Here is a 24,926-nt window from a genome sequence, read left to right as displayed (position 1 = left end):
GGAAATTATTCGCCATGAACTACAGCAACCCAACCAAACTGCAAGCCGCCATCCTCGACTGGGCCGGCACCGTAGTCGATTTCGGCTCCTTCGCCCCCACGCAGATTTTTGTCGAAGCCTTCGCCGAGTTCGACGTTCAGGTGTCCATCGAAGAAGCACGCGGGCCGATGGGCATGGGCAAGTGGGATCACATCCGCACCCTGTGCGATCAACCGCAAGTCGCCGAACGTTACCGCAAAGCATTCGGCCGCACGCCGACCGACGATGACGTCACCGCCATCTACAAACGCTTCATGCCGTTGCAGATCGAGAAAATCGCCGAGCACTCGGCACTGATTCCGGGCGCCCTGGACACCATCGCCACCCTGCGTCAGCAAGGGATCAAGATCGGCTCCTGCTCCGGCTACCCGAAACAGGTCATGGACAAAGTGGTCGAGCTGGCGGCCACCAACGGTTACGTCGCCGATCATGTGGTCGCCACCGACGAAGTGCCCAACGGCCGCCCATGGCCGGCACAGGCCCTGGCCAATGTGATTGCCCTGGGCATCGACGATGTCGCGGCCTGCGTGAAAATCGACGACACGGTACCGGGCATTCTCGAAGGCCGCCGCGCCGGCATGTGGACCGTGGCGCTGATCTGCTCGGGTAACGCGCTGGGTCTGGACTACGAAGGTTATCGCGCCCTCAGCAGCGACACACTGGCCAGCGAACGCAAGCGCATTCACGCAATGTTCGAAGGCTCGCGCCCGCACTACATGATCGACACCATCACCGATTTGCCGGAAGTGATCGCTGATATCAACAAGCGTCTGGCCAATGGTGAAATGCCGCAGGGGTTCTAAGACATAGCAATGCCGCGACGTCTTATAGCGCCGCGGCATTGTTGGCAACAAAAAAAGTTTTGAACAACGTTCGCAACTTCCTTTGACTCACCCTTCACTTCAAATCAACAGATACTTTTCTTAGTTGATCTGATTACCGTCGGCATCAATAATGACGCCGTCGGGATATCGGGTATTGCCGTCCGCAAGACGCTCCGTTCCATCTTTCCAGACAATACGACCATCCAGATATTCAACAGTACCGTCCGGCCATTCGATACGGCCATCAGGGTAACCCACCCTGCCGTCAGCATATTGCACAATGCCGTCAGGGCGTTTCACCGACTGCTCATCTGCACTGATTTCACTGCCATCCGGCAGCTGGCTTGCGCCGTCTGCATTGCGGATTCGACCGGGCGTATTCAGCAAGTTGTACCAACCCAATGGATCAAGGGTGACGTTAAAGGAAGGCCAAGGCATTGGGGGCCTCGGGTTCGGCCTGGGCGTTGGCTTCGGGGCAGGCTTTGGAGACACTCCTGGTTTTTGTACAGGCTTGGGAGCTGGCTTGGGGGCTGGCTTTGGCACCGGCTTGGGCGTTGGTTTTGGCAGCGGTTTCGGAGCTGGTTTGGGTAGCGGTTTCGGCGCGGGTTTAGGCGTCGGCTTGGGTTTTGGTTTAGACCCAGGCGGTTTGACAGCCATGAGTTTCTTTGCCGGGCCGAGTTGTTGCGATTGGGTAAAGATGAATCCTTTCATGAACTTCTCCAGTCAAATAATTAAAAGCATTAACTTAAACCAACGCCATTCTTGTTTTACCTAAACATAGCGAGGGCTTACCAGCAGAGTATATAGCGAGGCCAAAATTGCAAAACCACAAGCAATTCAAGACATGAACAACTTCAACTCTCTCCCGACACTTATCAACGTTCAGTCAACACCCTGCAAAAACAATTACTCATAAAACCCTCAGGAGGCTGAAAAACTCTAAACGGATTCAGGCGAATTCGGCAAAACAGGATTACAGTTACAACACGACGTCGCACAAGAACGACAGCTCGGACCTGAATCATGAGGAACAGCGTATGCCCTGGAAGAATTCCGACTCACGCTACAGCACTGTCTCGATCGCGCTGCATTGGTTGATGCTGGTCCTGCTGGCGCTGGTGTACGCATGTATCGAATTTCGCGGGATCTTTCCAAAAGGCAGTGGCGGCCGGACGCTGATCACCGAATCGCACTTTATGCTGGGTTTGACGGTGTTCGTGTTGGTATGGCTACGGCTGTTCGCTCGCAGCCTGGGCCCGGCACCGCAAATCTTCCCGGCCTCGCCTCACTGGCAAACCGTGCTGGCCAAATTGATGCATTGGGCGCTGTACATTTTCATGATCGCCATGCCGATTCTGGGCTGGCTTGTCACCAGCGCCAAGGGCCATCAAGTGATGTTCTACGGTTTCGATCTGCCGTTGCTGGTTGCGGAAGACAAGTCGCTGGCCAAGCAGATTCAAGGCTGGCATGAACTCGGCGGCACAATCGGTTACTGGCTTGTGGGTCTGCACGCTGTGGCAGGGATTTATCACCATTACGTGGTCGGCGATAACACCTTGCTGCGGATGATGCCCAAACGCGGCTGACCTTCGGTGTCCTGGTAATTGCGATCCGTAGCATCACCCTGTTCATTGGAAACCCCGGCGGCCCTGCAAGCCGCCGGTGTGGATGAAGATCAGGCGCGTTCCCGGGGCAAATCTTGCGCTTTCGACTTGCTGCTTGAGCGCCAACAGCGCTTTGCCGGTATACAGCGGCTCCAGGGGAATGCCGATGTCTTGCTCGGTCTGTTCGATGAACTCGAGCAACAGCGGGTCAACCTTGGCAAAGCCTCCACGGCTGGCGTCGAACAGTTCATAAGCCGGATCGGCCAATCCCGCCTCCTGAACAATCCTCTCGACTTGCTGTGCCACGCCATGATCGTCCGGCACCGCCAATGCCCCATACACCGGATGTTCACCCCCCTCGGCCATTACCAGGCCGGCCAGGGTCGTACCCGTTCCGCAGGCCAGCCACCAGCCTTCGTAGTCATTCCAACCCAGCGTGCTCAGTTGCTCAACAATCTGATCCTTGAGCTGCATGCAGCCGCGTGCTCCACGCAGTCCGCCTCCGCCTTCAGGCACCGGTTGCAACGTCGGGTATCGGGTTTGCCACGGCTGCCAGAAACCCGCCTCGTGCCGCGCGCGATAACCGCCATAACCCAACCAATGCAGCTGCATGCCGAATGCCTGCAAGTCCTTCACCGTCGGGGTGTCTTGCAGATGACCGCGCAACAGGCCGACGGTGGTGAAACCGAACCGTTTGCCCGCGGCAGCCAGTGCATGCAGATGATTGGAGTGAGCCCCACCCAGGCTGATGATGCCTTCGGCACCGGCGAGATCAGCGGCCTTGAGGTGTTCGATGAGTTTGAACCACTTGTTGCCGCTGATCAGCGGGTCGATCTGATCCAGACGCAGGATCGCGACTTCGATGCCGGCGCTAATGAGCCAGTCAAGAAGAAGAGGTTCAAGGGGGGCTTGGGGTAGCCAGTCGCTGGGAGGGAGAAGCATCGATGCCGGCTCTGGGTAAAGAGCCAGCATCTTAGCAGCCTTGAGGACGCTATCGCGGGCAAGCCCGCTCCCACCGTGGTTTTGCGTCGTTCACAAAATGCATGAACAACATAGAACCTGTGGGAGCGGGCTTGCCCGCGAAAGCCATTGGCACGCTCGACCTTCGAATTACAGTTCGGCAGCCAAACGCGATCCCTGATTGATCGCCCGCTTCGCATCCAATTCAGCCGCCACGTCCGCACCGCCAATCAAATGCACGTTCTGCCCCGCCGCCGTCAGACCGACCTGCAATTCACGCAGCGGATCCTGCCCGGCGCAGATCACGATGTTGTCCACCGGCAGCACCTGCGGCTCGCCGGTTTCGCCGATGCGGATGTGCAGACCTTCGTCGTCAATCTTCAGGTACTCGACGCTGTTGAGCATCTGTACCTGCTTGTTTTTCAGACCGGTGCGGTGAATCCAGCCAGTGGTCTTGCCCAGGCCGTCGCCGACCTTGGACTTCTTGCGTTGCAGCAGGAACACCTCGCGGGCCGGTGCATGCGGCTCAGCCTTGATGCCGGCAACACCGCCACGCGCTTGCAGATGCGTATCGATGCCCCACTCCTTCCAGAACGCTGCGCGGTCCAGGCTGGTGGCAACCCCTTGGTGAACCAAAAACTCCGACACATCGAAACCGATACCTCCGGCGCCGATCACCGCGACACGCTTGCCCACCGGTTTGCGCTCGAGGATCACGTCCAGGTAACTCAGTACCTTGGCGTTCTCGATGCCTGGAATCACCGGGGTTCTTGGGGCAATGCCAGTGGCGAGAATGATCTCGTCATAGCCGCCTTCTACCAGTTGCGCCACGTCGACGCGGGTGTTCAGGCGAACCTCGACGTTGGTCGTTTGCAGTTTGCGGTTGAAGTAACGCAGGGTTTCGAAGAACTCTTCCTTGCCCGGTACGCGCTTGGCGATGTTGAACTGTCCACCGATTTCACTGGCCGAATCAAACAGTGTCACCTGATGCCCACGCTCGGCGGCCACGGTGGCCGCAGACAAACCGGCAGGACCGGCACCGACCACGGCGATTTTCTTGATCTGCTGCACCGGCAGGTAGTTGAGTTCGGTTTCATGGCAAGCGCGCGGGTTCACCAGGCAAGTGGTCAACTTGCCGCCGAAGGTGTGATCAAGACACGCCTGGTTGCAACCGATGCAGGTGTTGATTTCATCGGCGCGGCCAGCGGCGGCCTTGTTGACGAAATCCGCGTCAGCCAGAAACGGCCGTGCCATGGAAACCATGTCGGCATCGCCTTCGGCCAGAATCTGTTCGGCGACTTCAGGCGTGTTGATGCGGTTGGTGGTGATCAGCGGAATACTCACCGAACCCCGCAGCTTGGCCGTGACTTTGCTGAACGCACCGCGCGGCACTTTGGTGGCGATGGTCGGAATCCGCGCTTCGTGCCAGCCGATGCCGGTGTTGATAATGGTCGCGCCAGCCTGTTCGATGGCCTTGGCCAACTGGACGATTTCTTCCCAGGTGCTGCCGCCTTCCACCAGATCGAGCATCGACAACCGGAAAATAATGATGAAGTTCGGGCCTACTGCTTCACGTACCCGGCGCACGATTTCCACTGGCAGGCGCATACGGTTTTCATAGCTGCCGCCCCAACGATCGGTACGGTGGTTGGTGTGGGCCGCGAGGAACTGGTTAATGAAATAACCTTCGGACCCCATGATCTCAACGCCGTCGTACTCGGCCTGTTGCGCCAGGGTCGAACAGGTGACGAAGTCGCTGATCTGCTTCTCGATGCCTTCCTCGTCCAGCTCTTTAGGCTTGAACGGGTTGATCGGCGCCTGAATGGCGCTTGGCGCGACCTGTTTCGGGCTGTAGGCATAACGCCCGGCGTGAAGGATCTGCATGCAAATCTTGCCGCCCGCCTCGTGCACCGCGCGTGTCACGATCTGGTGCTTGAGCGCTTCTTCTTCCGTGGTCAGCTTGGCCGCACCGGAATACACCCCGCCTTCATCGTTCGGACCAATGCCGCCGGTGACCATCAGGCCAACGCCGCCCCGGGCACGTTCGGCGAAGTACGCCGCCATGCGCTCGAAACCGCCGGGTTTTTCCTCAAGACCGGTGTGCATCGAGCCCATCAGGGTGCGGTTGCGCAGCGTGGTAAAACCCAGGTCCAGCGGGGCCAACAGGTGCGGGTAATGAGCGGCGGCCATCGGTAACTCCACATCGAGCGATCACGGAAAAAGTGCGGGAGCTCTACGGCCCCCGTCATTCATGTTCGACAGACTAAGAGTCGCGCCGCTGTCGCTCAATGACCGTAACTGACAACTTATTGATCCAAATGCGCAGCAGCCCTTGGCAAGCGCCGGTATGGGCCCTACCCTAGTCGGCGAACCCTGCACACGGCCGTTGACAGTTTCCCCATGCGCAAACTTTTGTACCTGACATTCTCCATGGCGTTGATCGCCGCCCTCACGACCTACGCAATGTGGGCCGCGGATCGTCCGGTGGGTCATTACCTGTCGGACCTGCGAATCAATCTCGCGGTCGACCAAGGCATGCCCGCCGATCGCGGCAACCTGCTGGGCATCCAGCCCGAGCTGTTTCCCACCGATTATCAAAGTTCCGAGCGCTTGCACCGCAAGCTTGCAGCCTATTTGCAGAAGGCTCGGGACCAAGGCCTGCTGAATGAAAAAACCATCGTCGTACTGCCCGAACATGTCGGCACCTGGCTGATGGTCAGCGGCGAGAAAGACGAGCTGTACCAGGCGACCACACTCAAGGAAGCCATGAACTGGCTGGCGGTGAGCAACCCCTTGGAGTTCCTGCGCGCACTGATCAGCGCCAAGGGCGCCAGCCGTATGGACGATGCACACCTGCGCATGAAGGCCAAATACATGGCCAAGGATTACCAGGCATTGTTCGGTGGCCTGGCGAAAGAATTCCATGTGACCCTGGTGGCCGGTTCCATCGTGCTACCCGCCCCCAATGTCATCGACGGCATTCTGAATGTCGGCAACGGTGCGTTGTACAACAGCACCGTGGTGTTCGGTCGCGACGGCCTGCCGATCGGCCAGCCCCAGCGCCAGATGCATCCGATCTTCGATGAACATGACGTCATCAAGGCCAATGGCAAACATACGCTCAACGTCGTCGACACCCCGGCCGGACGCTTGGGTGTGCTGATCGGCAGCGACAGCTGGTACCCGGACAACTACCGCAAGCTCGACGACCAGGGTGCGCAGTTCGTCGCCGTCCCGGCGTTTGTGATCGGGCGCGATACCTGGGATAAACCGTGGCGCGGTTACAAGGGTCTGACGACGCCAGGTTCCGTCAGCCTGAAGGCTGGCGAGCTGAGCGAAGGTCAGGCGTGGCATCGCCTGACACTCACCGCTCAACCTCCCAGCAGCCAGGCTATTGCCGGCATGAGCGTGTTCCTGCGCGGTCAGTTCTGGGATCAGGGCAGCGCCGGTCAAAGTTTTCTCAGCAGCCACGGGCAGCATTTCGCCGACGGCAATGCCCGTGGTGCGCGTTTGCTGAACCTTTGGTTATAACCGATGAAACCGTTGCCGATGCGCCTCGGCGATCTGTCAGTAGGCTTTGTTCATAGCCTGGCGGACGCCGTGCGCAGCTTTGGTGCGGACCCGCAGCCACTGCTCGAACAGTACGGCCTGGATGCAGCGCGTCTGAGCGAAGCCGGCGCCCGGCTCTCGATCCCGCGCTACATGCGCCTGGGCCACGCCGCCATTCAACTGACCGATAACCCGGCACTGGGCTTGCGCATGGGCCAGCTCAGTCGTCTGAGCCAGGCCGGTCTGGCCGGAGTCACCGCCGCTCAGGCGCCGACCGTGCGGGAAGCAGCTCGTTGCCTGATTCGCTTCGAAGCCTTGTATGGCTCCAACTATCGCGGCCAGTCGAGCTTTCACGAAGATGCCCAAGGCGCCTGGCTGCGTTTCTATTCCATCAGCCCTTACAACGCCTACAACCGCTTCGTGGTGGATTCGATCATCGCCGGATGGCTGCAGCAATTGTCCAGCGTAAGCCCTGCCCCACTGAACGCCGAACGCATCGAGATCGAATTCCAGGCGCCGGATTACCGCGAGGCTTATGCCGTGCTGGGCGATTGTCCGATCCAGTTCGGCGCCGAACAGAATCAACTGCGCCTGAATCTGGCCAGCCTCGCTCAGCGCAATCCGGTGCACTGCCCCAGCACTTGGCGGCACCTGTTGCAATTGTGTGAGCGGGAACTGGAACAACTGACACGCACCCGCAGCCTGCGTGAACGTATCACTCAGTTACTAGGGCCGTTACTCAATGGTGGCCGGGAACCCGACCTGGAAGAAGTGGCGGCACGCCTGAAGCTGCCGACCTGGACCTTGCGTCGCAAACTCACCGAGGAAGGCACGCAATTTCGCGCGATTCTCAACGACACTCGCCGCGACCTGGCCATGACCTACATCCGCGACACTGAACTGGCGTTCGGAGAAATCGCCTACCTGCTGGGCTTTGCCTCAGCCGAAGCGTTTCAACGGGCCTTCAAACGCTGGAACGGCCAGACCCCCGGCGAGTTTCGCCGCAGTCATCGCCGTTCCGCTTGACGCTTACAGCTCGGTAGCGTCTTCGGCGGGTTCCAACGGGTCCAGTTCAAACGCCTGATATTCGAGCAGCTCTTCTTGATAATCGTCCATCGTGAAATCCCCCACAGCTCGTTGAAAAAAACGTCTGAATAAATGACCAGCTCCCTGAGCATAAAGTGCCCGTGTGAAGGAAAAATGAAACGTCGCCTTCATCAAATAAACGTAGCAGATCAATAGGGATTTACCGCGCTGCTTTTTAAGCGGATGTAAACGCAGACGACATAGTTGCAATTACAACAATCATGACGAATCACGTAGGGTGACGATCTGTTCATATCGACGGATCGAACCGTGCCCGTATCACATGCCAACCGGACAGCTGAAGCCGCCCTCGCCTGCATCGGCACGTTGAGCGAACCGCTTAACACCCGAAGCTCGCCGCTGTACCGGGTGATGGAGATGGCCAATCGACTGGAAATGGATCGGCGCACCACACGGCGTGCTTCGGTCATCCGCAACAATGCCAACGGTCCGGAGTCCTCCAAAATCAGCGCATGGACCCTTCGATTTTCCTGGGGCTCGTGCGAAAAACCGTTGTACCTGCTGAGTTCGGCAACCTCGGCGAAGCTCTGTGCCGTCAGCGCAGAATCAGCCCAGCGCGGCATCTTGTGCACTGACATCGAGACATTGCCGTCGCCTTGGCCCAAAGGTGCGCAACCGTCGTTACCCTTGTGGCCGGCCCGAACCCGCGAATGGCTTGACTCTCTGGAGTCGGTGATGAGCGCCGAAGGACGGCCGCACGCCCACTACCTGATCGATCAACTGCTGGATTTCGACGTCGCCCAAACTGGCGCTTTCCATGGACGGGTGACCGAATTACGCCGTGAAGGGCATGAGGTCGAACGCTGAAATCTGTTGCACTCGCAGAACGAGCCGCGAACCAGCTATGTGGAGACTTGCCTCGCGGCGCACGCCGGGCCGGTGGTGGTGGTGGTGGCCACCGATTACGTGAAGTTGTTTGCTGACCAGATTCGGCCATTTGCACAAGGAAGACGTTTCGTTGCACTGGGGAACTGACGGTTTCGGTCAGTCCGACACGCGTGAGGCATTGCGCCAGTTTTTCGAGGTGGACCGTTACTTCATTGTGCTCGCGACGTTGAAAGCGCTGGCCGATGACGGCGTCATCCCACGAGAGCGGGTCGTAGAGACCATCAGCCGATACGGGATTGATCTCGACAAGACCAACCCCGTGGCGGTGTGAATTACTGACTGCTCGGCATGGCCTGAATAGGCTCTGTCGGCGCAGGCAGCGTGCTCTCAGGTGGTGGCGTCGTGCGTTCTTCGGCAAATGCCGCCGGTGCTGGTTCGCTTGGGATAATTGGCGCCGTTTCAGCCGGCGGTGCAACCGGTTCGGAAGCAGCAGGTACCGCTTCTGCGGGTGCGAGTGCCGGTTCGGCCGCCGGAGCAGGCCGCGTATCAGGTGCTGCCTCCGGCGCCAACGGAGCCGGTGCAGCCTTGGTTTCAGGCACGCCCAGGTCGGTTTTCGGCTTATCCTTGATGTGCGCGGCCTTTTTCGCTTCCGGCGGCAGGAACAACTCGACCAGGGCGAAGAAGCGCTCGTAGAACTTTGGCGACGATACGGTTTCGCTGGCAACCTTGACCATCGAATCGTCAGACGAGCCGATCGGCATCGACACCGAACCCAACACGCCCACACCGACGCTGGCGGAGTTGTTGGTTTTCTTCAGCGCATAACGGTCTTGCAGGGCATTGGCGAACATGGTCGCGTTGTTCCCCTCACTGCCATCATCGGCACAGACCACACTGAAGCTGATCTCCATGTGGGTCTCGCCAGTCTGCTGGAAACTTTTGTGTCCGCTGACCAGTTTCGGGTCGGCACTGGTGATGATGTAGCCCTGACTGAGCAATGCCCGACGGGCGGCTTCGCACGTCTGTGCATCAGTCACCGGGTAGCTGCGCGAAAACGTTCCAGAGTCATCGAAGTTCTCATGCTCATAGATGGGGGCTTTCTTCGACGAGCAGCCGGCAGCGGCAGCCAGTACCAGCGCCAGCCCGACGACATGCATGGGAATTGATTTAAACATTGAACATCCTGAGGAAAACGGTCCGGGGCGTATTGTGCAACAGATCGATGCTTAGCGTCGCACCGATTAGTGTCTTAAAACAGTTACAGAGTTACCGACTATCGATTGCCGGAAAGTCGCTGACATAAATAATCAATGAACGCCCGTACTGCCGGCCCTTCCACACTCTGATCGAGTAGGAGGCGGCTTCACAGCAGCCGTCCTCTCGCACCACCGTACATACGGATCCGTATACGGTGGTTCAAGTTCTGCGATTAAGCCAAGTTATCGTATCCAGTATTGAGACCAGTCCAAGCCGATCCCGCTGCTTCTTCGGAAGCGCGTGATTCAAATGTGCAGCTCCTGAGCTCCCCCACCCCCGCTACGCCGCCTAATCCGCTTCCTGTTCGTCAGGCCAGCATTCTGCCTCGGGCTAACACTTCCCCTTGCCGGGTGTGTAGAGGACTTTCACCTCCAAGTCACCAACGTGGCTACCACAGCCAAGCTGGTTGCGCTTACGCGCAACGCGCCATGCCTGGCGCACAAACGAAAAACCCCAGCCTTTCGGCCGGGGTCTTTGTGTAGCGGGCAGCTCAGTCAGTCATCAGAAGCGCTTGATCTCGGCCTGGCTTTCCAGCTGTTTGCGGTAAGCCGCAAAGTCTTGCTGGCCAATGCGCGAAGCGAGGAAGCGACGGTATTGAGCCTTCTCTTCTTCGGTCGGCGCCACAGCTTCGTTCACGGCATTCAGACGCACGATCACCAGGCTACCATCGGCCAGGGTCACGTTGTTGAAGGTCGGCTTGTCTTTGGCTGCGGGCTTGGGCATACGGAACAGCGCTTGCAGCACGGTTGGGTCAATCCCTTCCTGAGCGCGAGTGGCTGCTGCGGTGACTTTCCAGGCCTGGCCGTCGATTGCCTTGTCCAGTGGCGTCTTGCCATCGCGCAGGCTGGCAATCAGCTCTTCAGCCTTGGTCTTGGCGGCAGCACTGGCGTGCTCCCTGGCCAATTGCACGCGAATGCTGGCAGCCACGCTTTCCAGCGGCAGTTGGGCAGGCTTGAGGTGCTCTTTGGCGCGTAACACGATCACGGTTTCGGGATCGAGTTCGATGGCGATGCTGTTGGCACCCTCATCCAGCACTTCAGGACTGAATGCAGCGGCAATCACGGCACGGTTGGCCGCAACACCCTCGCCACCTTCACGACCGAACGGCGCGGAGGTGTGAACAGTCAGCTTCAGGTCCTGCGCTGGCTGGGCCAGATCGGAGGCTTCGAACGACGAGTCTTCCAATTGCTTGGTCGCCTCGACGAAACGTTGCTCGACTTGCTGGGTTTTCAGCTCACGGGTCAGCTTGTCTTTCAGGCTGGCAAACGTCGGCACTTCAGGTGCTTCCACACCCAACAGCTTGATCAAGTGGAAACCGAAGTCAGTGCGAACCGGCACCGAAACCTGATCCTTGGCCAATGCATACAGCGCTGTTTCGAACGCTGGATCGTAGACACCCGGGCCTGCGTAACCGAGATCACCGCCATTGTTGGCAGAACCTGGATCCTGGGAGAATTCCTTGGCCAGGGCCTCGAATTTCTCGCCTTTGGCCAGACGCGCCTGGATCTCTTCGATCTTGGCTTTGGCTTGCGCCTCGGTCACCTTATCGTTCACTTCGATCAGAATGTGCGCGGCCCGACGTTGTTCGGACAGGTTCGCAGTTTCTTTCTGATACGCCGCTTGCAGGTCTTCGTCCTTGACGCTGACCTGATCAAAGAAGGAAGCCTTCTTCAACTCAAGGTAATCGATGACCACCTGATCGGGCGTCATGAATTCCTTGGCGTGTTCGTCGTAGTAGGCTTTGACCTCATCGTCGGTCAGCTTCACAGCCGCCGGGTCAGCCTTGACGTTCAGGGAAGCGAAATCGCGGGTCTGTTTTTCCAGACGGGCGAATGCCAGCACCTGTGCATCGGTGACGAAACCGCTACCCGCCAGGCCCGCACGCAGCTGGCCGATCAGCATTTCCTGAGCCAGCATCTGGCGGAACTGCATGCGGCTGTAGCCGAGTTGGCGAATCACCTGGTCGAAACGCTCGGCGCTGAACTTGCCATCGACCTGGAATTCAGGCGTTTGCAGGATCACTTGGTCCAAAGCGGCTTCAGAAAAGGCGAATTTCGAATCTTCAGCGCCTTGCAGCAGCAGCTTGCGATCGATCAAGCCTTTGAGGGCAGATTCGCGCAGCATTTTTTCGTCGAGCAAGGAAGCATCGAAATCCTTGCCCAGCTGTTGCATGAGCTGACGGCGTTGCATATCGACCGCCTGGCTCAGCTCGTTCTGGCTGATTTCTTCACCATTGACCTTGGCCGCATCCTGGCTGTTGGTCGTCGCCTGAAAAATGGCCTCGATACCGGTGAAAGCCATCAGTACAACGATGATCCCGATAATGGTCTTGGCAATCCAGCCTTGTGAATTGTCCCTGATATTCTGCAGCATGCGTCCCCCAGAAACGGTTGAACTTCAAAATTAGGCAACCGTGGAGCGTGGGTAGAATCCGGATAGAAGAAAGGCGCATCCGAGGATGCGCCTTCTCGTAACTGGCGGAGCGGACCGATGACTCGAACTTGCGAGCCTCGGCGTCTCGGATCGGCGACTCGCCGACTGGACTACCGCTCCGCTGCCAGGTCAGGCATGACCCCGACCCGGATAGGCAAAAACCTGAATCGAACTTAGTTGACAGCTTCTTTCAGTGCTTTACCGGCTTTGAAACCTGGTTTTTTAGCGGCTGCGATTTCCAGCGTCTTACCGGTCTGTGGGTTACGACCAATGCGAGCTGGACGATCAGTTACGGAGAAAGTACCGAAACCAACCAGAACAACAGAGTCGCCAGCCTTGAGAGCGCCAGTGACGGATTCGATTACAGCGTCCAGCGCACGGCCAGCAGCAGCTTTCGGGATATCAGCGGATGCAGCGATAGCATCAATCAGTTCCGACTTGTTCACTCTAAGTCCCCTTATATCTATTTGAGTATGATTCTAAGTTTTTTGGTGAAAGCAAAAACGAGTGCTGAATGGCCTACAGACACTTAAGAGCCGCTTTATAACAAGGGCTCTAAAAAGCTGTCAACAAGCCCCCCAGGCAAATACGTACTAATGCGTGCTAATTCTTTCCTTAGAGTCAGACTCGCGTTTTTCATCCTTTGCAACTATCTCTGGAACCACATCAGGCAAGGGCTCCGGCGCGTATTGCAGCGCAATTTGCAGGACCTCGTCAATCCATTTAACCGGTTTAATCTGCAGATCTTGCTTGATATTGTCAGGAATTTCCTTCAGATCGCGCACATTCTCTTCAGGAATGATCACGGTCTTGATCCCGCCACGGTGGGCAGCAAGCAGTTTTTCTTTCAAACCGCCGATCGCCAGTACCTGGCCACGCAACGTGATTTCGCCTGTCATGGCAACATCCGCACGTACCGGGATCCCGGTCAATGCCGACACCAGAGCCGTGCACATACCTACACCGGCGCTAGGGCCATCCTTCGGGGTCGCCCCTTCCGGCATGTGGATATGCGTGTCGCGCTTCTCGTGGAAGTCCAAAGGGATCCCCAGGCTCTTCGCGCGACTGCGAACGACGGTCAAGGCCGCGGTGATCGATTCGACCATCACGTCACCCAGCGAACCCGTCTTGATCAATTGGCCTTTACCCGGCACGACAGCGGCTTCGATGGTCAACAATTCGCCGCCCACCTGAGTCCACGCCAGCCCGGTGACCTGACCGATCTGATCCTGCGATTCAGCCAGACCGTAGCGGAATTTGCGCACGCCCAGGAAGTGTTCAAGCATGTCGGCCGTGACCTTCACCGAGAAGCGCTTTTCCATTGCATGCTCTTTCACCGCCTTGCGGCAAACCTTGGCAATCTGGCGCTCCAGCCCACGCACACCGGCTTCACGGGTGTAATAGCGGATGATATCGCGGATCGCTTCGGCGTCGAATTCCAGCTCGCCTTTCTTCAAACCGTTGGCAGTAATCTGCTTTGGCGAAAGGTATTTGACAGCGATGTTGATCTTCTCGTCTTCGGTGTAACCCGGCAGACGAATCACTTCCATCCGGTCCAGCAGCGCCGGTGGAATGTTCATGGAGTTCGAGGTGCAAAGGAACATCACATCGGACAGGTCGTAGTCGACTTCCAGATAGTGATCGTTGAAGTTGTGGTTTTGCTCAGGGTCGAGCACTTCCAGCAACGCCGACGCCGGATCGCCACGCATGTCGCTGCCCATTTTGTCGATTTCATCGAGCAAGAACAGCGGGTTGCGAACGCCCACTTTTGTCATCTTTTGAATCAATCTTCCTGGCATCGAACCGATATAAGTACGCCGATGACCACGAATTTCCGCTTCATCGCGCACACCGCCGAGGGCCATGCGCACGAACTTGCGGTTGGTGGCGTGTGCAATCGACTCCGCCAGCGAGGTTTTACCCACCCCGGGAGGACCGACCAGGCACAACACCGGACCACGAATTTTCTTCACACGTTTTTGCACGGCGAGGTATTCGAGGATCCGTTCCTTGACTTCTTCCAGACCGTAATGGTCGGCGTCGAGAATGTCTTCAGCACGTGCCAGATCCAGGCGCACTTTGCTTTGAGCCTTCCACGGCACCTGGACCAGCCAGTCGATATACGAACGCACCACCGTCGCTTCAGCGGACATTGGCGACATTTGCTTAAGCTTGTTCAGCTCGCCCTGGGCTTTTGCCAAGGCATCTTTTGGCAGACCCGCTGCATCGATGCGCTTTTTCAGGTCTTCGATTTCATTGTGGCCTTCGTCGCTGTCACCGAGCTCTTTCTGAATGGCCTTCATCTGCTCATTCAGGTAGTACTCGCGCTGGCTGCGCTCCATTTGTTTTTTAACGCGACCGCGAATGCGTTTTTCGACTTGCAGCAGGTCGATCTCGGCGTCCAGCAACGCCAGGACGTGCTCGACCCGGGCTGACAAATCGATGATTTCGAGGATTTCCTGCTTCTGCTCGATTTTCAGGGCCATGTGCGCGGCCATGGTGTCGACCAGGCGACCTGGCTCGTCGATGCTGTTGAGCGACGACAGGACTTCAGCGGGGACTTTTTTGCCCAGCTGCACATATTGTTCGAACTGAGCCAGCAGGCTGCGGACAAACACTTCCGACTCGCGCTCAGGCGCGTCGACTTCGTCAATCAATGAGACTTCGGCGCGGCAGTGACCGTCCACTTCGCTGAAGCGCTCCACGGCGCCCCGCTGCTCACCCTCGACCAAAACCTTGACCGTGCCGTCAGGCAGCTTGAGCAGCTGCAGAACGGTAGCAATTGTACCTACGCGATAAAGTGCATCTTCACCGGGATCGTCGTCAGCAGGGTTTCTCTGAGCCAGCAGAAGGATCTGCTTGTCGCCCGTCATCGCAGCCTCGAGGGCTTCGATGGATTTCTCGCGCCCCACGAACAGCGGGATAACCATGTGCGGATAAACCACAACATCACGCAATGGCAGGAGAGGCAATTCAATGGTTGTCTTCATGATTTCGCCTCTACGGCGGCCATAAGGCCGTAAACAGATGGAAGTAAGCTTGAAACCAAGATGGGGGCTGCCTTCAAAAAAAACAAGCGCAAAGACAGTGTTAAAACGCGCAAAAAGCAAAGGGGCCCGAAGGCCCCTTCTTTGTTCCAGCAGCGTGACGCTTAAGCGTCTGGCGCTGCCTTGGCAGCCGGCTCACTGTTTTCGTAGATATACAGTGGCTTGGACTTGCCTTCTATAACGCTTTCATCGATCACTACTTTACTCACCTCGGACTGCGAGGGGATTTCATACATAGTGTCGAGCAATACACCTTCGAGAATCGAACGCAGTCCACGGGCACCGGTTTTGCGTTCCAGGGCACGTTTGGCGACCGATTTCAGCGCGTCGGCCCGGAATTCCAGGTCCACACCTTCCATCTCGAACAACTTGGCGTACTGCTTGGTCAGAGCATTCTTCGGCTCGGTAAGGATCTGCATCAAAGCAGCTTCATCAAGCTCGTCCAGCGTGGCAAGTACCGGCAGACGACCGACGAATTCCGGGATCAGACCGAACTTGACCAGATCGTCAGGCTCAACTTCACGCAGGGATTCACCGACTTTCTTGCCTTCTTCCTTGCTGCGTACTTCTGCGTTGAAGCCGATGCCGCCCTTGGTGGAACGGTTTTGAATAACCTTTTCCAGACCAGAGAACGCACCACCGCAGATGAACAGGATGTTACGGGTGTCAACCTGAAGGAATTCCTGCTGCGGATGCTTGCGACCACCTTGCGGCGGAACGGAAGCGACCGTGCCTTCGATCAACTTGAGCAGGGCCTGCTGCACGCCTTCACCGGAAACGTCCCGGGTGATCGACGGGTTATCAGATTTGCGCGAGATCTTGTCGATCTCATCGATGTAGACAATGCCCATCTGGGCTTTTTCTACGTCGTAATCGCACTTCTGCAGCAGCTTCTGAATGATGTTCTCGACATCTTCGCCCACGTAACCCGCCTCGGTGAGGGTGGTTGCATCGGCGATGGTGAATGGAACGTTCAGCAAGCGAGCCAGGGTTTCGGCAAGCAGGGTTTTACCCGAGCCTGTCGGGCCGATCAGCAAGATGTTGCTCTTGCCGAGTTCGACGTCGTCACTCTTTTTGTCACGCTGGTTCAGACGCTTGTAGTGGTTGTACACCGCTACGGCCAGAACCTTTTTCGCACGCTCCTGACCAATCACGTACTGATCAAGGATGCCGCTGATTTCTTTAGGCGAAGGCAATTTATGCGCGCTGCTTTCGGCCTGGGCTTCCTGCACCTCCTCACGGATGATGTCATTGCACAGGTCGACGCACTCGTCGCAGATAAAGACCGAGGGGCCGGCAATCAATTTGCGCACTTCATGCTGGCTTTTGCCACAGAAGGAGCAATAGAGCAGCTTGCCGTTGTCCTCGCCGTTGCGGGTGTCAGTCATTCGTTCGATCCAAATCCGATAGGCTTGCAACACAAGATGAAGGCTATTGCGGGCTTTTTCAAGCCCGCTGGTGATCGGACCCGCCGACCCACCTTATTTTGAGCTGCTTATTTAAGCGGGGCGCTGGGTGATCACTTCATCGATCAAGCCGTACGCGCGCGCGGCTTCTGCACTCATGAAATTGTCGCGATTGGTATCGCGCTCGATTTCTTCAAGAGTGTGCCCGCTGTGCTTGGCCATCAGCGTGTTGAGACGCTCGCGAATGAAGAGGATTTCCTTGGCATGGATTTCGATATCCGATGCCTGGCCCTGGAAACCGCCCAGTGGCTGGTGAATCATCACACGCGAGTTCGGCAGGCAGAAACGCTTGCCAGCAGCACCGGCCGTCAGCAAAAACGCACCCATGCTGCACGCCTGGCCGATACAGGTAGTCGACACGTTAGGCTTGATGAACTGCATGGTGTCATAGATCGACATGCCCGCTGTCACCGAACCGCCCGGGGAGTTGATATAGAGATGGATGTCCTTGTCCGGGTTTTCCGCTTCAAGGAACAGCAGCTGCGCACAAATCAGGTTGGCCATGTAGTCCTCTACCGGACCAACCAGAAAGATCACACGCTCCTTGAGAAGACGCGAGTAAATATCGTAGGCGCGCTCGCCACGAGCGGACTGCTCGACAACCATCGGGACCAGGCCGCCTGCGGCCTGGATATCAGAGTTCTGCTGAATATACGAATTACGGAACATGCTCTGCAGTCACTCCCAAATAGTTATGTCTTGAATACGCATAAGCCAGCACGAAGGCTGGCTTATGGTGTGTACTTCTTACCGCAAGAAATGATCAGTCGGCTTGTGGAGCTTCTACCGGCTTGACCGCTTCTTCGTAAGAGACCGATTTGTCGGTCACGCTAGCTTTCTGCAGAACAGTATCCACAACTTGTTCTTCCAGCACAACCGAACGGACTTCGTTCAGTTGCTGGTCGTTCTTGTAGTACCAGGACACAACCTGCTCAGGCTCTTGGTAGGCCGAAGCCATTTCCTGAATCATTTCACGAACGCGAGCTTCGTCAGGCTTGAGGTCGAATTGCTTGACCACCTCAGCCACGATCAGACCCAGCACCACGCGGCGCTTGGCTTGTTCTTCGAACAGCTCGGCCGGCAGTTGGTCAGGCTTGATGTTGCCGCCGAACTGCTGAACAGCCTGCACGCGCAGACGGTCAACTTCGTTGGACAGCAGCGCCTTAGGCACTTCGATCGGGTTGGTGGCCAGCAGACCGTCCATTACCTGATTCTTGACCTTGGATTTGATCGCCTGACGCAGCTCACGCTCCATGTTCTTGCGAACTTCGGTGCGGAAGCCTTCCAGACCGGTTTCCTTGATGCCGAATTGAGCGAAGAACTCTTCGGTCAGCTCTGGCAATTTTGGCTCGGACACAGTATTCACAGTAACGGTGAACTCAGCGGTTTTGCCGGCCAGGTCGAGGTTCTGATAGTCCTCAGGGAAGGTCAGGTTCAGAACACGTTCTTCGCCGGCTTTAGCGCCAACCAGACCGTCTTCGAAGCCAGGGATCATGCGACCGGAACCCAGAACCAGCTGAGTACCTTTGGCGGAACCGCCAGCGAACACTTCGCCGTCGACCTTGCCAACGAAATCGATGTTCAGCTGGTCTTCGTTTTGAGCAGCGCGATCGGCCACTTCGAAACGGGTGTTCTGCTTGCGCAGCACTTCCAGCATTTTGTCCAGATCGGCATCAGCCACGTCAGCGCTCAGGCGCTCAACCGCGATACCTTCGAAACCGGCAACGGTGAACTCAGGGAACACTTCGAAAATCGCGACGTATTCCAGGTCTTTGCCAGCTTCCAGCGATTTCGGCTCGATCGAAGGAGCGCCAGCCGGGTTCAGCTTCTGCTCAACAACCGCTTCGTAGAAAGAGGACTGGATCACGTCGCCGACTGCTTCTTGACGTGCATCAGCACCAAAACGGCGCTTGATTTCACTCATTGGCACTTTGCCTGGACGGAAGCCAGCAATCTTGGCCTTTTGGGCAGTCTGCTGCAGACGCTTGTTGACCTGAGTCTCGATGCGCTCAGCCGGCACGGTGATGCTCATGCGGCGCTCAAGAGCAGAAGTATTTTCAACAGAAACTTGCATGGATATTCCTCGTTGCACAGACGTTAGCCGGCCGTTTCCGACCCCAGAATCAAGGGCATGCATTCTAGTGGGTCAAACTCAAGAAGTCACCCTACTGAAAACGGGTAAAAAAGCAGCAGGCAATTTATAGGCGGGGACAAACGGTTGTGCCTCGCCCTGTTAGCAAATACAGCCAATCAAGCCAGGGCTCTGCGCCAATCCTTCTATATATAGAGGAAGCGGCAATCTACCCCTGACAGCCGACCCCGCAAGGGGACCGACGGGCGAATCGGTATCATCACGAAATATTTCTGACGACTCGATCCGCCCTCTCGACCCAGAATCTGCGGCCGCTTCGAACATTTCAGACTTATAAAACAAAAACGGCGCAGCCCTTTTCAGGTGCTGCGCCGTTGTCTGCTATTAAATAGCTACTTGTATGGTGCGGACGGAGAGACTCGAACTCTCACACCTTGCGGCGCTGGAACCTAAATCCAGTGTGTCTACCAATTCCACCACATCCGCTTCAAGCTTTTAAAGCAAAGGCGCCAGACTGTTAATCTGGCGCCTTTCTAAATATGGGGTGGACGAAGGGGATCGAACCCTCGACAACGGGAGTCACAATCCCGTGCTCTACCAACTGAGCTACGCCCACCATATTGCCATGTTGCGTTACTTGTGCCAAAGCTGCCTAATGGCGCACCCGGCAGGACTCGAACCTGCGACCATCCGCTTAGAAGGCGGATGCTCTATCCAGCTGAGCTACGGGCGCCTTGTTAATCTGTATTCTTGGACGATTACAAACTAAGTGCTTTCAGTCTCACCGAATTAAACATCAACTCTGCTCGACCTTCTTAACCAGTGCTAGGCTGTGCCCGACAAGTGCGACGAATGTTATAGGTGACCCTGAAGGTCGTCAACTCTTTTTTAAAAAAAATTCATTTAATTAAAGGGGTTAGGGGAATTTGCAGACCAAGCGCCTTTGCCCTCACCTCATGACATGCGAGAATGCGTTCTCTTTTTTTCCCCTCTCGATGGTTAATCACGCGCAATGACTGCACAACTAATCGACGGCAAATCGATCGCCGCCAGCCTGCGCCAGCAGATCGCCAAACGCGTTACCGAGCGTCGCCAGCAAGGCCTGCGCACGCCCGGCCTCGCGGTGATCCTGGTCGGCAGCGATCCTGCCTCTCAGGTTTATGTCTCGCACAAGCGTAAAGACTGTGAAGAGGTCGGCTTCATTTCCCAAGCCTACGACCTGCCTTCCGAAACCACTCAAGAAGCGCTGACCGATCTGATTGATCGCCTGAACGACGACCCGGCGATTGATGGCGTTCTGCTTCAGCTTCCTTTACCTGAACACCTGGACGCCTCCAAATTGCTGGAACGCATTCGTCCGGACAAGGACGTCGACGGCTTCCACCCATATAACGTCGGCCGCCTCGCCCAGCGTATTCCGCTGCTGCGTCCGTGCACCCCTAAAGGCATCATGACGTTGCTGGAAAGCACCGGTGTCGATCTCTACGGGATGGACGCAGTGATTGTCGGGGCCTCCAACATTGTTGGCCGCCCGATGGCGATGGAATTGTTGCTGGCCGGTTGCACCGTGACCGTCACTCATCGCTTCACCAAGGATCTGGCGGGCCACGTCGGTCGCGCCGATCTGGTGGTGGTCGCCGCCGGCAAGCCGGGTCTGGTCAAGGGCGAGTGGATCAAGGAAGGCGCGATCGTGATCGACGTCGGCATCAACCGCCAGGAAGACGGCAAACTGGTCGGTGACGTGATCTACGAAACCGCCCTACCCCGTGCCGGCTGGATCACGCCGGTTCCGGGTGGCGTTGGCCCGATGACACGTGCCTGCCTGCTGGAAAACACGTTGTACGCAGCTGAAACCCTGCACGACTGATTCCACACCACGCCGAACAAACAAAAAACCCCGCTTCTGACGGGGTTTCTTGTTTTCAGCCATGGAACAAGTAATACCCCTAAGGGTTGCCGGACAGAGCAACGGCGAAAACCTTGAATCGTCCTAGACTGAATATCGAACCATCCCCGTAAACCGTAGACGCGAATCGGGACGTATGCGCAACGCTGAATAGGCATCACTTATGAATCCCCGCGGCCTGACTCGACATCGCTTTTTCGTTTTCTCTGGAAAACTCGCTGGCCTGCTTTACAGCCTCTTCTGTTACCTGTGTTTTCTGCTCACCGCGCTTTACCTGACGGGTTTTCTCTCAGGCATTGGAGTGCCCAAAGACATTAACTCCGGCTCCAGCCTCGATTGGCCGTTGGCTACCCTTATCAACACCTCGCTGATTACGCTGTTTGCCTTACAGCACAGCGGCATGGCGCGACAGCGCTTCAAGCGCTGGTGGACCCGGTTCGTCCCGCCTCCCATCGAACGCGCGACGTACGTATTGTCGACGTGCCTGCCGCTCGCGCTGTTGTTCTGGCTGTGGCAACCCATGGAAACGTCGATCTGGCGCGTAACGTCTGCATGGGGCCACGGATTAATCATGGCTTTATTCTGGCTGGGCCTGGGCCTGGTCGTGCTAGCAACGTTCCTGTTCAGCCATATCGAACTGTTCGGTATAAAGCAGGCACTCAACGCCTTTTACCCCGCCAGACCCGAGAACCCCGCCTTTAAAACCCCTTTACTCTACAAGCGGGTTCGACACCCGATGTACTTGGGGTTTGTGATGGTGTTCTGGGCGACACCCGACATGACATTCGGACATCTGCTGTTTGCGCTGCTCAACACTCTCTACATCCTGATTGGGGTGCATTTTGAAGAGAAAGATCTGGTGGATCTGTTTGGGGAGCAGTACCGACGCTATCAGCAGAACGTCGCAATGCTGGTGCCCCTGACCAAACGCAAACCCGCCCCCAGGCGCAACGATCAAAAGTAAATCAATCCGCCGCCTGCTCATCAAGGGCAGGCATCAAAAACATTAAATTTTTTTCATATAAAGCTCTCGCCACACGGGCGCCTAGCGCTTTCGTGGCTCATACTCCTAGAATGCGTCGTTTTTAAGAAACAGCCCGTAACAAAACGGCATATCCACCCTTATGAGTTCGCCAGCGTGAAAATCCGTCTTTCCATCCTGAGCCTAGTTTTTGCATTTACAGGGACTTTCATCACGCCAATGACTAACGCCGCCGAAACCACCTCGGCGCCCCGCGACACCTCGCAACTGAAGATCGCTTCCGGCAGCGCATTGCTGATGGATATGCAGACCAATAAAATCATCTATGCCAGCAACCCCGATGTGGTTGTGCCGATCGCTTCCGTCAGCAAACTGATGACGGGCCTGATAGTGGTTGAAGCCAGGCAGAACATGGACGAATACCTTTCCATCAACATCAGCGATACCCCGGAAATGAAAGGCGTGTTCTCCCGGGTCAAACTCAAAAGCGAACTGCCACGCCGGGAAATGCTGCTGATCGCGTTGATGTCCTCGGAAAACCGTGCTGCCGCGAGCCTGGCTCACCACTATCCGGGTGGCTATGTTGCGTTCATTGCAGCGATGAATGCCAAAGCCAAGGCGCTGGGCATGACCAGCACCCACTTCGTAGAACCGACCGGCCTCTCCCCTCGCAACGTGTCCACCGCCCGCGACCTGAGCAAGCTGTTGGTTGCCGCGCACAAATACCCGCTGCTGACCGAGTTGAGTACAACCAAAGAAAAAACCGTCTCGTTCCGCAAACCCAACTACAGCCTCGGTTTCCGTAACACCGACCATCTGGTCAGAAAGCCGAACTGGGACATCAAACTGACGAAAACCGGATTCACCAATGAGGCCGGTCATTGCCTGGTGCTGGTCACCAGCATGGGTAATCGCCAGGTTGCGCTGGTGATTCTTGATGCTTTCGGCAAGTACACACACTTCGCCGATGCCAGCCGTATTCGCAGTTGGGTCGAAACCGGCAAGGGCGCCGACGTACCGTCTGTAGCCTTGCAGTACAAATCCGAAAAAAATCTCAAGCACCGTCAAAGCGGTGTTGTTGAAGCATCAAAGTAGACGCGCAGCGCCAGCAAACAAAAGCCCCGATTAATCGAGGCTTTTTTTATCCAGAACTAATCCTGAACTAATCGTTAGGCAGCGGCATCTGGTCGTCATCCGGGATGCCATCTCCAGCGCTTGGATCTTTGCGGCCCTGAGGATGCTCGGTTGTCACTACAGCCGGTCTGGCCAATGGATCTCTTAGCGGATCGTTCGGGTCCATCACGGGGTCGATGTCCTTTTCAGGGGTCGTTGGAACGCTATCCGGACGCTTGTCGTTGAAACTCGAATCGGTAGACATACGCACCTCACTCAGGCTCAGGGTTTCAGATCGGCGAGTGGATCATAAGGCTTCGCCGGAGCCTTGCTGTTGTCGCCCGGCTTCACATCCCTGGGCGCCTTGGCAGGGCCGACGGGGTCGACCTGAGGATCGGCGAGGTCCGGAGAATCGGGATCGAATCCCAAGTCATCGCCGGACGAATGTTCAGACGAGTGCGGGCCGACGGGGGTATTGGAATGTGCCATGGGCGCCTCCGTGTCATGGCCCGGAAAAATCCAGGCCCTATACGTAAGAGACGGGCAACGGGTGGTGGTGCCCGCCAGATGACGAACGGACTCACTGCCCGCTCAGCGCTTTTTTCGCCTTGGCGGCGGCCTGCTCCTGACCGGCCTGAGCAAGATCATTCGCAGCCTTTAGCCAGCGCTGTTGATCGACCTGAGCCGGAATCTGGGTCGGCCGCTGGATCAGCACCGCCCAGCCACCGGCGTCCTTGAACGCCGATTCAAAAGAACTAAAGCTCATCAACGACCGGCGATTCATCCCGGCGCGCAGCAGCACGGTCTGCTTCTGACGGTTATACCCGGCGAGAATGGCGTAACGGGGTTCAGCCCAAAATGCCGAGCCTTCCGTGAAGCGCACCATCACCGAATAACCGGCCGCGACTTGGGTCAATAGCGCAGGCAGATTGCTGTCGAGGGGATAGACGACCATGCCGTACTCGCGAGCGAGGTTCTGCATGTTCTGCTGCAATTGGGCCTCGGCGCCCGGCAAATGCAGGGGCTTGTCCAGCAACCCCGGTGTAATCACAACGCCTTGCTGGGACAGCATGCTGGCCAGCACTTGCGGTCCGCTTTGATTGGCCACGCCCCGGTAGAACCTGCCGCTGAGTTCGACACGCTCCGGCAAACGCTTGATCTCAGGCGCCACGCTGCCCGCGCAGCCAGCCAGACTTGCAAGGCAGCCAACAATCAGCGCCGCCGATAGAATTCGAGACAATACCCGCACCATCATTACTCTCTTGTTCAGACGCCAGGCATCCGCGCTCCCGGCTTGGCCGTCGATCATAGGACGCCGCGCGACAGCGGTATAGCCTTAACCGGCAGTTGATAGCATTCGATAGAGCAAACTGGTTGGTGACAGCCGACCTTTGGTCAATAGCCTGAAACACTGCAGCGACTAGACTGTCATTTGCAAAGAGTGTGTGCCCGCAGCAGGGCAAAGAGGAGGCACTGATGAGCCTGACAATGACTATCGTGATGTTGATTTCTGGCTGGCTGGCCGTCGCCGCTGCCATGTTATGGGGAGTCCTGCGAATTACCCGTCGGCACCATCACCACCCTGCTCAATCGGCGCCGGTGGCGGAAACGGATAAAACTACTGCGCACCACGCCAGCGCGCACTGACTGGCTCTTTTTTACAGCCAAACAAAAACGGCCGCCTGCCCTCTTCCGAGCGCAGGCGGCCGTTTCGTTTAT

22 protein-coding genes, 3 tRNA genes and 1 pseudogene are annotated in these 24,926 nt (G+C 57.0%); 9 read left to right on the top strand and 17 right to left on the bottom strand.

Annotated elements, in window-relative coordinates:
* Positions 1 to 14: 14 nt before the first annotated feature.
* Complete coding sequence (phnX, locus tag FQ185_RS14210; RefSeq protein WP_149417954.1) at positions 15 to 842, top strand: phosphonoacetaldehyde hydrolase; 828 nt, start codon at positions 15 to 17, stop codon at positions 840 to 842.
* A 120-nt stretch (positions 843 to 962) separates the two neighbouring features.
* On the opposite strand, the gene FQ185_RS14205 is transcribed toward phnX, so the two are convergent.
* Complete coding sequence (locus FQ185_RS14205) at positions 963 to 1,574, bottom strand: hypothetical protein (RefSeq protein ID WP_149417953.1); 612 nt, start codon at positions 1,572 to 1,574, stop codon at positions 963 to 965.
* 326 nt (positions 1,575 to 1,900) lie between these two features.
* Between FQ185_RS14205 and FQ185_RS14200 the strand changes: the two genes are divergently transcribed.
* The gene (locus tag FQ185_RS14200; protein WP_149417952.1) at positions 1,901 to 2,449 is read left to right on the top strand and encodes a cytochrome b; all 549 of its coding nucleotides are present in this window, start codon (positions 1,901 to 1,903) and stop codon (positions 2,447 to 2,449) included.
* 42 nt (positions 2,450 to 2,491) lie between these two features.
* On the opposite strand, the gene FQ185_RS14195 is transcribed toward FQ185_RS14200, so the two are convergent.
* Both FQ185_RS14195 and FQ185_RS14190 read right to left on the bottom strand, forming a co-directional pair.
* Positions 2,492 to 3,409 carry a 1-aminocyclopropane-1-carboxylate deaminase/D-cysteine desulfhydrase gene (locus FQ185_RS14195; protein ID WP_149417951.1) on the bottom strand — a complete coding sequence of 306 codons (918 nt, stop codon included), beginning with the start codon at positions 3,407 to 3,409 and terminating at the stop codon, positions 2,492 to 2,494.
* Positions 3,410 to 3,577: 168 nt separating this feature from the next.
* Positions 3,578 to 5,617: an NADPH-dependent 2,4-dienoyl-CoA reductase gene (locus tag FQ185_RS14190; protein WP_149417950.1), complete on the bottom strand. Its 2,040-nt coding sequence runs from the start codon at positions 5,615 to 5,617 to the stop codon at positions 3,578 to 3,580.
* A 210-nt stretch (positions 5,618 to 5,827) separates the two neighbouring features.
* On the opposite strand from FQ185_RS14190, the gene FQ185_RS14185 reads away from it, so the two are divergent.
* Complete coding sequence (locus tag FQ185_RS14185) at positions 5,828 to 6,958, top strand: carbon-nitrogen hydrolase family protein (RefSeq protein WP_149417949.1); 1,131 nt, start codon at positions 5,828 to 5,830, stop codon at positions 6,956 to 6,958.
* 3 nt (positions 6,959 to 6,961) lie between these two features.
* A complete protein-coding gene (locus tag FQ185_RS14180) occupies positions 6,962 to 8,002 on the top strand; it encodes an AraC family transcriptional regulator (protein ID WP_149417948.1) in 1,041 nt (346 codons plus the stop codon).
* Between the two features lie 3 nt (positions 8,003 to 8,005).
* Here FQ185_RS14180 and FQ185_RS14175 read toward each other — a convergent pair whose 3' ends face one another.
* Complete coding sequence (locus FQ185_RS14175; RefSeq protein ID WP_149417947.1) at positions 8,006 to 8,194, bottom strand: hypothetical protein; 189 nt, start codon at positions 8,192 to 8,194, stop codon at positions 8,006 to 8,008.
* A 654-nt stretch (positions 8,195 to 8,848) separates the two neighbouring features.
* Here FQ185_RS14175 and aceE point away from each other — a divergent pair.
* Positions 8,849 to 9,242 (top strand): annotated as a pseudogene (gene aceE / locus FQ185_RS14170) (pyruvate dehydrogenase (acetyl-transferring), homodimeric type); the annotation flags it as partial.
* Position 9,243: 1 nt separating this feature from the next.
* Here aceE and FQ185_RS14165 read toward each other — a convergent pair.
* From FQ185_RS14165 to FQ185_RS14115, 10 genes are all read right to left on the bottom strand, one after another.
* A complete protein-coding gene (locus tag FQ185_RS14165) occupies positions 9,244 to 10,086 on the bottom strand; it encodes a DUF2242 domain-containing protein (RefSeq protein ID WP_149417946.1) in 843 nt (280 codons plus the stop codon).
* A gap of 583 nt (positions 10,087 to 10,669) precedes the next feature.
* The gene (locus FQ185_RS14155; protein ID WP_149417945.1) at positions 10,670 to 12,541 is read right to left on the bottom strand and encodes a SurA N-terminal domain-containing protein; all 1,872 of its coding nucleotides are present in this window, start codon (positions 12,539 to 12,541) and stop codon (positions 10,670 to 10,672) included.
* 233 nt (positions 12,542 to 12,774) lie between these two features.
* Positions 12,775 to 13,047 (bottom strand): HU family DNA-binding protein, encoded by a 273-nt coding sequence (locus FQ185_RS14150; protein ID WP_002552737.1) that lies wholly within the window; start codon positions 13,045 to 13,047, stop codon positions 12,775 to 12,777.
* A 147-nt stretch (positions 13,048 to 13,194) separates the two neighbouring features.
* Entirely contained in the window at positions 13,195 to 15,591 is a 2,397-nt protein-coding gene (gene lon, locus FQ185_RS14145; RefSeq protein ID WP_149417944.1) for an endopeptidase La, read from the bottom strand.
* 161 nt (positions 15,592 to 15,752) lie between these two features.
* The gene (gene clpX / locus FQ185_RS14140; RefSeq protein ID WP_149417943.1) at positions 15,753 to 17,036 is read right to left on the bottom strand and encodes an ATP-dependent Clp protease ATP-binding subunit ClpX; all 1,284 of its coding nucleotides are present in this window, start codon (positions 17,034 to 17,036) and stop codon (positions 15,753 to 15,755) included.
* Between the two features lie 111 nt (positions 17,037 to 17,147).
* Positions 17,148 to 17,783, bottom strand: a complete 636-nt coding sequence (gene clpP, locus FQ185_RS14135; RefSeq protein ID WP_149417942.1) for an ATP-dependent Clp endopeptidase proteolytic subunit ClpP — start codon at positions 17,781 to 17,783, stop codon at positions 17,148 to 17,150.
* A gap of 94 nt (positions 17,784 to 17,877) precedes the next feature.
* Entirely contained in the window at positions 17,878 to 19,188 is a 1,311-nt protein-coding gene (tig, locus tag FQ185_RS14130; protein WP_149417941.1) for a trigger factor, read from the bottom strand.
* 419 nt (positions 19,189 to 19,607) lie between these two features.
* Positions 19,608 to 19,692: transfer RNA gene (locus FQ185_RS14125), tRNA-Leu, on the bottom strand.
* A 54-nt stretch (positions 19,693 to 19,746) separates the two neighbouring features.
* Positions 19,747 to 19,822: transfer RNA gene (locus tag FQ185_RS14120), tRNA-His, on the bottom strand.
* A 40-nt stretch (positions 19,823 to 19,862) separates the two neighbouring features.
* A tRNA-Arg gene (locus FQ185_RS14115) sits at positions 19,863 to 19,939 on the bottom strand.
* A gap of 279 nt (positions 19,940 to 20,218) precedes the next feature.
* Between FQ185_RS14115 and folD the strand changes: the two genes are divergently transcribed.
* The 3 genes from folD to pbpG all read left to right on the top strand — a co-directional run bounded on the left by folD (position 20,219) and on the right by pbpG (position 23,189).
* The gene (gene folD, locus FQ185_RS14110; RefSeq protein ID WP_149417940.1) at positions 20,219 to 21,073 is read left to right on the top strand and encodes a bifunctional methylenetetrahydrofolate dehydrogenase/methenyltetrahydrofolate cyclohydrolase FolD; all 855 of its coding nucleotides are present in this window, start codon (positions 20,219 to 20,221) and stop codon (positions 21,071 to 21,073) included.
* Between the two features lie 202 nt (positions 21,074 to 21,275).
* Positions 21,276 to 22,076 carry a methanethiol S-methyltransferase gene (gene mddA / locus FQ185_RS14105; RefSeq protein ID WP_149417939.1) on the top strand — a complete coding sequence of 267 codons (801 nt, stop codon included), beginning with the start codon at positions 21,276 to 21,278 and terminating at the stop codon, positions 22,074 to 22,076.
* Positions 22,077 to 22,250: 174 nt separating this feature from the next.
* Entirely contained in the window at positions 22,251 to 23,189 is a 939-nt protein-coding gene (gene pbpG, locus FQ185_RS14100) for a D-alanyl-D-alanine endopeptidase (protein ID WP_149417938.1), read from the top strand.
* A 67-nt stretch (positions 23,190 to 23,256) separates the two neighbouring features.
* Here the strand turns inward: pbpG and FQ185_RS14095 are convergent, their stop codons facing one another.
* From FQ185_RS14095 to FQ185_RS14085, 3 genes are all read right to left on the bottom strand, one after another.
* On the bottom strand, positions 23,257 to 23,472 hold the full coding sequence (locus FQ185_RS14095; protein WP_149417937.1) for a hypothetical protein: 216 nt from the start codon (positions 23,470 to 23,472) through the stop codon (positions 23,257 to 23,259).
* Positions 23,473 to 23,489: 17 nt separating this feature from the next.
* Positions 23,490 to 23,696, bottom strand: a complete 207-nt coding sequence (locus FQ185_RS14090) for a DUF6021 family protein (protein WP_149417936.1) — start codon at positions 23,694 to 23,696, stop codon at positions 23,490 to 23,492.
* A gap of 91 nt (positions 23,697 to 23,787) precedes the next feature.
* Positions 23,788 to 24,516, bottom strand: a complete 729-nt coding sequence (locus FQ185_RS14085) for a peptidase C39 family protein (protein WP_149417935.1) — start codon at positions 24,514 to 24,516, stop codon at positions 23,788 to 23,790.
* Positions 24,517 to 24,683: 167 nt separating this feature from the next.
* Between FQ185_RS14085 and FQ185_RS30195 the strand changes: the two genes are divergently transcribed.
* Positions 24,684 to 24,854, top strand: a complete 171-nt coding sequence (locus FQ185_RS30195) for a hypothetical protein (protein ID WP_178113539.1) — start codon at positions 24,684 to 24,686, stop codon at positions 24,852 to 24,854.
* Positions 24,855 to 24,926: the final 72 nt, after the last annotated feature.

This window comes from Pseudomonas sp. ANT_H12B, from assembly GCF_008369325.1.
Taxonomy (GTDB): Bacteria; Pseudomonadota; Gammaproteobacteria; order Pseudomonadales; family Pseudomonadaceae; genus Aquipseudomonas.
Note: the sequence above shows the minus strand (reverse complement) of the source record. Positions and strands in the feature narration are given on the sequence as shown.

Excerpts from the sequence above, each read along its gene's own strand:
- lon (WP_149417944.1), bottom strand. The coding sequence starts at position 15,591 with ATGAAGACAACCATTGAATTGCCTCTCCTGCCATTGCGTGATGTTGTG.
- tig (WP_149417941.1), bottom strand. The coding sequence starts at position 19,188 with ATGCAAGTTTCTGTTGAAAATACTTCTGCTCTTGAGCGCCGCATGAGC.
- FQ185_RS14205 (WP_149417953.1), bottom strand. The coding sequence starts at position 1,574 with ATGAAAGGATTCATCTTTACCCAATCGCAACAACTCGGCCCGGCAAAG.
- FQ185_RS14185 (WP_149417949.1), top strand. The coding sequence starts at position 5,828 with ATGCGCAAACTTTTGTACCTGACATTCTCCATGGCGTTGATCGCCGCC.
- phnX (WP_149417954.1), top strand. The coding sequence starts at position 15 with ATGAACTACAGCAACCCAACCAAACTGCAAGCCGCCATCCTCGACTGG.
- mddA (WP_149417939.1), top strand. The coding sequence starts at position 21,276 with ATGAATCCCCGCGGCCTGACTCGACATCGCTTTTTCGTTTTCTCTGGA.
- clpP (WP_149417942.1), bottom strand. The coding sequence starts at position 17,783 with ATGTTCCGTAATTCGTATATTCAGCAGAACTCTGATATCCAGGCCGCA.
- FQ185_RS14090 (WP_149417936.1), bottom strand. The coding sequence starts at position 23,696 with ATGGCACATTCCAATACCCCCGTCGGCCCGCACTCGTCTGAACATTCG.
- FQ185_RS30195 (WP_178113539.1), top strand. The coding sequence starts at position 24,684 with ATGAGCCTGACAATGACTATCGTGATGTTGATTTCTGGCTGGCTGGCC.
- FQ185_RS14195 (WP_149417951.1), bottom strand. The coding sequence starts at position 3,409 with ATGCTTCTCCCTCCCAGCGACTGGCTACCCCAAGCCCCCCTTGAACCT.
- folD (WP_149417940.1), top strand. The coding sequence starts at position 20,219 with ATGACTGCACAACTAATCGACGGCAAATCGATCGCCGCCAGCCTGCGC.
- FQ185_RS14175 (WP_149417947.1), bottom strand. The coding sequence starts at position 8,194 with ATGAAGGCGACGTTTCATTTTTCCTTCACACGGGCACTTTATGCTCAG.
- FQ185_RS14190 (WP_149417950.1), bottom strand. The coding sequence starts at position 5,617 with ATGGCCGCCGCTCATTACCCGCACCTGTTGGCCCCGCTGGACCTGGGT.
- FQ185_RS14180 (WP_149417948.1), top strand. The coding sequence starts at position 6,962 with ATGAAACCGTTGCCGATGCGCCTCGGCGATCTGTCAGTAGGCTTTGTT.
- FQ185_RS14095 (WP_149417937.1), bottom strand. The coding sequence starts at position 23,472 with ATGTCTACCGATTCGAGTTTCAACGACAAGCGTCCGGATAGCGTTCCA.
- FQ185_RS14165 (WP_149417946.1), bottom strand. The coding sequence starts at position 10,086 with ATGTTTAAATCAATTCCCATGCATGTCGTCGGGCTGGCGCTGGTACTG.
- clpX (WP_149417943.1), bottom strand. The coding sequence starts at position 17,036 with ATGACTGACACCCGCAACGGCGAGGACAACGGCAAGCTGCTCTATTGC.
- FQ185_RS14200 (WP_149417952.1), top strand. The coding sequence starts at position 1,901 with ATGCCCTGGAAGAATTCCGACTCACGCTACAGCACTGTCTCGATCGCG.
- FQ185_RS14085 (WP_149417935.1), bottom strand. The coding sequence starts at position 24,516 with ATGATCGACGGCCAAGCCGGGAGCGCGGATGCCTGGCGTCTGAACAAG.
- FQ185_RS14155 (WP_149417945.1), bottom strand. The coding sequence starts at position 12,541 with ATGCTGCAGAATATCAGGGACAATTCACAAGGCTGGATTGCCAAGACC.